Below are 6,754 nucleotides of genomic sequence, written 5' to 3' on the forward strand. Positions count from 1 at the left end.
GCCGGGGGCACGGGAGGATCGCGTGCTCGAGGTGGATGCCATGACCGTCACTCTATCGTCTCAGGCACCACCGGTAACAGCAGCCACACGGGCGGGGGGCTCTTCTACAGGCCTCGCGGAACGGCCTGTAGGGCGTCGATCCCCCGCTGCGCTCCCGAGATGTCGATCTCGACCTCGTTTCGACCGAACGCCCACAGCAGGAGCTCCACCGGATCGGCGGAGACGCTCACCAAGGGCGCCAGGGCCGCTCCCGTCGAGACCGGCGAGATCTTCCCGGAGCCGATGTCGGAGGGGGCACGCAGCTCCACCCGGGCGTCGACCTTGCGAAGGAAGGTCCGCGCCACGGTGGTGGCGAGTGTCCAGACCCGCTCGAGATCCTTTATGTCGAAGCCGCGCCTGCTCCACCCCGGGGCGCCGCGACGCACGTCCTCGTGGTGGACCAGGTACTCGGCCGTGTTGGCCACACGGTCCGCGTAGCGCAGCGGCGAGTACCACGGCGCGCCCGCGGCGATCGCGGCCAGGAGGTCCTCCCACGGTCGCTCGGCCTCGCGGAGCCGGATCTGCTCGAGCCGGTCCGCGAACGCGGGGACCACGACCCCGGCCGCCGCGTCGGGCCGCCCCTCCCGCACGACGAGATGGGCGGCCAGGTCCCGGGTCGTCCAACCCGCACACAGCGTGGGGGCGTCCGGCCCCGCAGCGCGCATCGTCTCGACGAGAGCGCTCCGCTCCCGCTGGGCCAGGCTCGGACGGTCGGGACCCACGGACTTACACCTCGGCGACGGCGGAGGTGATGACGGTCGGCACGATCATGGGCTTGCGGCGCCACTTCTGCGACACCCAGCGACCGACGGTGCGACGGACGGCCTGGGCGATCCGGTAAGGATCCGTCTCGCCCTCGCCGGCGAGATCCCACAGCGCGTTCTCCACCAGCTCGACCACCGGGGCCAGTGCGCCCGGCTCGTCGGTGAAACCCTTGCCGATGATCTGCGGCCTGCTCACGGGCCGTCCCGTTCGCGGGTCCACCACGACGGTGGCGACGATGAAGCCGTCCTCGCTCAGGGCCGTGCGATCCGCCAGCACGGTGTCCCCGATGTCGCCGGTGGACAGGCCGTCGACGTACAGGTTGCCGACCGGCACCTGGCCCACCACGGAGGCCTTGCCGTCGACGAGGTCCACGACCACGCCGTTCTGGGCGAGGACGACGTTCTCCTCGGCCACGCCGGTGGCGATCGCCAGCGCCTTGTTGGCCCGCAGGTGCCGCCACTCGCCGTGCACGGGCATGGCGTTCTTCGGGCGCACGGCGTTGTAGATGAACAGCAGTTCGCCGGAGTACCCGTGGCCGGACACGTGGATGTCCGCCTCACGACTGGTGACCACGTTGACGCCCATCTGCGACAGGCCGTTCTGGACGCCGAAGACGGACTCCTCGTTGCCCGGGACGATCGACGAGGAGAACAGGACGGTGTCCCCCTCGGAGAGGTTGATCTGGCGGTGCTCGCGGCGTGCCATCCGGGAGAGACCCGCCATGGCCTCACCCTGCGTACCGGTGGTCATCACGAGGACCTTCTCGGAGGGCAGCTTGGCGGCGGTGTCCATGTCCACCAGAACCCTGTCCGGATCCGTGAGGAGCCCCATCTCGAGCGCGATCTCCATGTTGCGGAGCATCGACCGACCGGTCAGGGCGACCTTGCGTCCGGTGGCGGCGGCGGCGTCGACGACGGACTGGACGCGGTAGACGTTGGAGGCGAAGCAGGCCACCACCACGAGCTGGCGCGCGTCGGCGATGAGCCGCTGCAGGGCGGGCCGGACTCCGGACTCTGAGGGGCTGATGCCCGGCGTGGTCGCGTTGGTGGAGTCCAGGAGCAGCAGGTCGACACCCTCGTCGCCGAACCGCGACATCTTGGGCAGGTCCGTGGGGCGCTTGTCGGTGGGCAGCTGGTCGAGCTTGATGTCGCCGGACATCATCACCGTGTTGTCGCCGGCCTTGATGACCACGCCCAGGCACTCGGGGATCGAGTGGTTGACGTCGAAGTACCGGACCTGGAACTTGCCGAAGTCACTGACGCTGGACTCGTCGACCGTGCGGAACACCGGCTTGATGCGGTGCTCCTGGCACTTGGCCGCCACCAGCGCGAGGGTGAACTTGGAGCCCACCACCGGGATGTCCGGGCGCAGCTTGAGCAGGAACGGGATCGCCCCGATGTGGTCTTCATGGGCGTGGGTGAGGACGAGCGCCTCGACCTGGTCCAGGCGGTCCTCGATGTGCCCGAAGTCCGGGAGGATGAGGTCGACACCGGGCTCGGTCGAGCTCGGGAACAGGACGCCACAGTCCACGATGAGCAGCTTCGAGTCGTACTCGAAGACCGTCATGTTCCGGCCGATCTCGGAGATGCCGCCGAGGGCGACGATCCGCAGGGCACCCTTGCGGGGCTTCGGCGGGCTGGGCAGACGGACCGTCATGTCCCCGCCCTGCATGGTCTTGACGCCACCGAACTCGGCCGTCGAGGTCTCGCCGCGTCCGCGACCCCGGCTGCGGCCGCCGCGCCCGCGTCCGCCGTTCTGACCGCCGGAGTCCTGGTTGCCGCCGTTCTGACCGCCGGACTTCTGGCCGCCCGACTTCTGGCCGCTACCCTCCTGACCGCCGGAGGCGGAACCGCGACCGCGTCCCCGTGAGCCGCCCTTCGGCGACTCCTGCTGGGCCTTGCCCTGGTCGCCCTTGTTCTGGCCGCCGCGCTGGCCCTTGTCCTGCTGGCTCTTGTCCTGCTGAGCCTTGTCCTGCTGAGCCTTGTCCCTGCCGGAGCGGGTCGGTGCCGACTCGGCGGCAGGGGTGTCCGCGGCCGGGATCGGCTCGGTGAACTGCACCGCGGTGGTGGGCGCCGGCTCGCCCGAGGGGCGGCCCGCGGCGCGTCGGGTACGGCCGCGTCCGCGGCCGGTGGAGGAACTTTCCGTCATCTGGTGACTCCTGCTCTGAGCAGCAGTGCCTCGAGGGCCCCTCGCTGCTCGTCGGTGGGTGGTAACTGCGGGAGTCGCGGCACACCGGCCGGGATCCCGAGAAGTTCTAGTGCTGCTTTGGACATCGACACGCCCCCGAGCGCCCGCTGGGCGTCGAAGAGCGGGAGGAGTCCGAGGTTGATCCGGCGGGCCGTCTCGATGTCTCCGGACAGGAACGCGCGGCGTAGCTCGACCAGACGCGGCGCGGCCACGTGGCCGATCACGCTGACGAAGCCGCTCGCCCCGACGGCAAGCCACGGGAGGTTGAGTTGATCGTCCCCCGAGTAGTAGATGAGGTCGGAGTGCGACATGACGGTGACCGCGTCGTGGAAGTCACCCTTCGCGTCCTTGACGGCCACGATGTTCGGGTGTGCGGACAGACCGATCAGCGTCTCCGCCTGGATCGGGACGACCGACCGCGGGGGGATGTCGTAGAGCATCACCGGCCGGTCGGTCGCGTCGGCGATGGTGCGGAAGTGGGCGTCCAGCCCCGCCTGCGTGGGCTTGGAGTAGTACGGGGTCACGACGAGCAGTCCGTGCGCCCCGGAGGCCGCGGCCTGCCGGGCCGCGTGCACGGAGTGCGCGGTGTCGTAGGTCCCCACGCCCGCGACGATCGTCGCCCTGTCCCCTACCGTGGCGAGGACGGTCTCGAGGACCGCGATCTTCTCCGCGTCGGTGGTGGTGGGCGACTCGCCCGTGGTCCCCGACACGACGAGGCCGTCGCATCCGGAGTCCACGAGATGTCGCGCGACACGTGCGACGGCCTTGAGATCGACGTAGCCGTCGGCCCCGAACGGGGTCACCATCGCCGTGACGACCGTGCCGAACGGCGCCGGGCGCCCTGTCTCGGCGGGGGCCCGGCCACTACCGGCCGGTGTCGGCCCCCCGGTGGTCACGTGTGTCATGGTCTCCCAGGGTACCCGCAGGCAGGTCCGGATCCCGATTCCGACCCGGCGGGTGTGCTCATCCCTCGAGCACGTACGGGCTGACCGCGATCTCCGACCCGTCCTCGAGGGTGGCGATCTCGAAGTCCGAGAACACGGCCGGCGCGGCCTCTCGCAACTGCCGCAGGACGTCGATCGCCAGTCCGCGGATCTCGGTGTCCGCGTGCTCGGTGGCGCGCATCCCGATGAAGTGGCGCCACGAGCGGTAGTTGCCCGTCACGACGATGCGTGTCTCGGTGGCGTTCGGCAACACCGACCGGGCCGCCTGCCGGGCCTGCTTGTGCCGCAACATCGGGTTGGGCACGTCGGCGAACCTCTCCTCGAGCCGCGCGAGCATCTCCGCGTAGGCGTCGCGCGAGGCGTCGGTGGCCCTGCGGAAGATCTCGACGAGCTCGGGGTCGTCGGCGATGGCCGGAGGTGGGACGACCTTCGAGTCGTGCTCCGGGACGAACCGCTGGGAGAGCTGGCTGTACGAGAAGTGCCGGTGCCGGATCAGCTCGTGGGTACAGGACCGCGAGATGCCGGTGATGTAGAAGGTCACGCTGGCGTGTTCGAACACCGACAGGTGCCCCACCTCGAGGATGTGACGGAGGTACCCCGCGTTGGTCGCGGTGCGCGGGTTGGGCTTGTCCCAGCTCTGGTAGCACGCCCGGCCGGCGAACTCCGCGAGCGCGGACCCCCCTTCCGCGTCGGTCTCCCATCCGAGCTCGTCGGGTGGGAGGAACTCGGTGTGCGCGACCATGCGGACCTGCCGCCGGACGAGCTCGGACATGATGGGACTCCTCGTGGTGACGTGGTGCGCCCGGCGGTTCAGCCGAGCAGGTGTGCGGCGACCGTGGCCGCGACCTCGGCGACGGCGTCGAGGTCCTCGCGTGTGGGTTCGCCCGTGAGCTGCGCGGCCGGACCCACGGCCCTTAGGCCCCAGCCGGTGGTGATGCGTTCGACGGAGGTGACCGCACCCGCGGTGTCGTTGTCGCCGTGCACGCACAGCGCGTACGGGCGGCCCGAGACCGCGCCCTCGCAGGTGTAGTAGGTGCGGTCGAAGAAGTGCTTGAGCGCTCCGGACATGTACCCGAAGTTCGCCGGGGTGAGCAGGACGTAGCCGTCGGCTCGCAGGACGTGGTCGTCGGTGGTGGCCAGGGCGGGGACCGACTCCACCGAGATGCCCTCCAGCTCCGGGTGGGCGAGCCCGGACTCCAGGGCCTCCAGGATGCGCCGCAGCCGCGGGGACGGCGCGTGGTGGACCAGCAACACGGTGCTCATCGCGGGCCCCTCCCCGGCGCCGATTCGGCATCGTGCAGCTCGATGGCCGTACGCATGGTCTCCCGCGCCCGGATGCGGTCGCCGGCGTGGTCGTAGGCGCGCGCGAGGCGGTACGTGGTCCGCCAGTCGTCCGGCGCCGCTTGGTACTCGGCGCTGACGCGGTCGAACAGCTCGTCGGCCGCGTGACGCTCGAGACGGCCGGAGGGGCGCCGGTCCAGCCCGGTGAGGTCCAGCTCCACGCCCTCGGCGGCGGCCGCGGCCGAGATCTTCTGTAGTTCGAGCCCGTTGCGCACGATCGCCCAGGTGGCCCACGCCCCGACGACGGCGAGCAGGAGGATCCCCACCCCGAGACCACGGACGGACAGGTGCTCCGAGGCGCGGAACATCGACCACCCCAGGTAGAGCAGGTAGAGGAAGGCCACGACAAGGCCCGCCGCGGTGAGGGCCATGACCAGGGGTTTGACGACTCTGTCCACTGTGGGCGACCTACAGATCCATGAAGGCGTCGAGTCCCACGGTCAGCCCCGGGGCTCCGGCGATCGAGCGGACACCCAGCAGGACGCCGGGGGCGAACGAGGACCGGTCCAGCGAGTCGTGACGGATCGTCAGGGTCTCCCCCTGCGTCCCGAGGAGCACCTCCTGGTGCGCGACCAGGCCGGTCAGCCGGACGGAGTGGACGCGGACGCCGTCGACGTCGGCTCCCCGGGCGCCGTCGAGCGCGGTGGAGGTGGCGTCCGGCGACGAACCGAGCCCCGCCTCGGCGCGCGCGGCGCCCATCATGGCGGCGGTGCGGTGCGCGGTCCCGGACGGCGCGTCCGCCTTGTTCGGGTGATGGAGTTCGATGATCTCGGCGGACGGGAAGTACTTCGCCGCCTGCACGGCGAACCTCATCATGAGGATCGCGCCGATCGCGAAGTTGGGTGCGACCAACACCCCGGTGTCCGGACTGTCGGCGAGCCAACCGCGGAGCGCCTCGAGGCGCTCGTCGGTGAACCCGGTCGTGCCGACCACGGCGTGGATGCCGTTGGCGACGCAGAATTCCAGGTTGCCCATGACCACATCGGGATGGGTGAAATCGACAACGACCTCGGCCCCCGCGTCGACGAGCGCGCTGAGCGGGTCGCCCTGGTCGACCTCGGCGACGAGCTCCAGGTCCTCGGCCGCGCGAACGGCCTCGCAGATCGCCGAACCCACCTTGCCGCGTGCCCCGAGCACCCCGACCTTCGTCACCGTCATCGTCTCCTCCGTGGTCATCGTCGTCCTCCCCCAGACTATCCGCCGACGCGCGCGAGCAATCCCGCCGCGCCGTCGTCAGGCATGCCGGGTCCGACGGCGGCCAGGCACCAGGGTGCGGACTCGGCGCCCCAGTAGTCGGCGACCTCACCGGCGGTGACCCGCCGCAGCCGGGCCACGGAGTCCTCGACCGTCACGACCCGGTCGCGGTCGAGGAGGTGTCGTCCGATCCGCGTCATCCGGGACAGGGGGTCGTCCAGGCCGAGCCTGATGGAGCCCGTGAGGTGCCCGATCGCACGGTCGACCTCGTCGGACGAGGGCGG

The 6,754-nt window shown here is 70.7% G+C and carries 7 protein-coding genes and 1 pseudogene; all 8 read right to left on the bottom strand.

Annotated features, from left to right (window positions below; translation table 11 throughout):
* Positions 1–104 precede the first annotated feature (104 nt).
* On the bottom strand, positions 105–761 hold the full coding sequence (locus G6030_RS08010) for a TIGR03085 family metal-binding protein (protein ID WP_182642759.1): 657 nt from the start codon (positions 759–761) through the stop codon (positions 105–107).
* Between the two features lie 4 nt (positions 762–765).
* Entirely contained in the window at positions 766–2,952 is a 2,187-nt protein-coding gene (locus G6030_RS08015; RefSeq protein ID WP_241724243.1) for a ribonuclease J, read from the bottom strand.
* On the bottom strand, positions 2,949–3,896 hold the full coding sequence (gene dapA / locus G6030_RS08020) for a 4-hydroxy-tetrahydrodipicolinate synthase (protein WP_182642760.1): 948 nt from the start codon (positions 3,894–3,896) through the stop codon (positions 2,949–2,951). The genes G6030_RS08015 and dapA overlap by 4 nt, the downstream gene beginning before the upstream one ends.
* A 58-nt stretch (positions 3,897–3,954) precedes the next feature.
* On the bottom strand, positions 3,955–4,707 hold the full coding sequence (thyX, locus tag G6030_RS08025; RefSeq protein ID WP_182642761.1) for an FAD-dependent thymidylate synthase: 753 nt from the start codon (positions 4,705–4,707) through the stop codon (positions 3,955–3,957).
* Between the two features lie 38 nt (positions 4,708–4,745).
* On the bottom strand, positions 4,746–5,198 hold the full coding sequence (locus G6030_RS08030; RefSeq protein WP_182642762.1) for an NAD(P)H-dependent oxidoreductase: 453 nt from the start codon (positions 5,196–5,198) through the stop codon (positions 4,746–4,748).
* Positions 5,195–5,674, bottom strand: coding sequence for a hypothetical protein (locus tag G6030_RS08035; RefSeq protein ID WP_347238608.1), 480 nt, complete (start codon positions 5,672–5,674; stop codon positions 5,195–5,197). The genes G6030_RS08030 and G6030_RS08035 overlap by 4 nt, the downstream gene beginning before the upstream one ends.
* 10 nt (positions 5,675–5,684) lie before the next feature.
* Entirely contained in the window at positions 5,685–6,434 is a 750-nt protein-coding gene (dapB, locus tag G6030_RS08040) for a 4-hydroxy-tetrahydrodipicolinate reductase (RefSeq protein ID WP_182642765.1), read from the bottom strand.
* A gap of 35 nt (positions 6,435–6,469) precedes the next feature.
* Positions 6,470–6,754, bottom strand: a pseudogene (locus G6030_RS08045) (insulinase family protein); the annotation flags it as partial.

Source organism: Dietzia sp. E1, from assembly GCF_014145015.1.
GTDB lineage: Bacteria > Actinomycetota > Actinomycetes > Mycobacteriales > Mycobacteriaceae > Dietzia > Dietzia cinnamea_A.

Excerpts from the sequence above, each read along its gene's own strand:
- G6030_RS08015 (WP_241724243.1), bottom strand. The coding sequence starts at position 2,952 with ATGACGGAAAGTTCCTCCACCGGCCGCGGACGCGGCCGTACCCGACGC.
- dapA (WP_182642760.1), bottom strand. The coding sequence starts at position 3,896 with ATGACACACGTGACCACCGGGGGGCCGACACCGGCCGGTAGTGGCCGG.
- thyX (WP_182642761.1), bottom strand. The coding sequence starts at position 4,707 with ATGTCCGAGCTCGTCCGGCGGCAGGTCCGCATGGTCGCGCACACCGAG.
- G6030_RS08030 (WP_182642762.1), bottom strand. The coding sequence starts at position 5,198 with ATGAGCACCGTGTTGCTGGTCCACCACGCGCCGTCCCCGCGGCTGCGG.
- dapB (WP_182642765.1), bottom strand. The coding sequence starts at position 6,434 with ATGACGGTGACGAAGGTCGGGGTGCTCGGGGCACGCGGCAAGGTGGGT.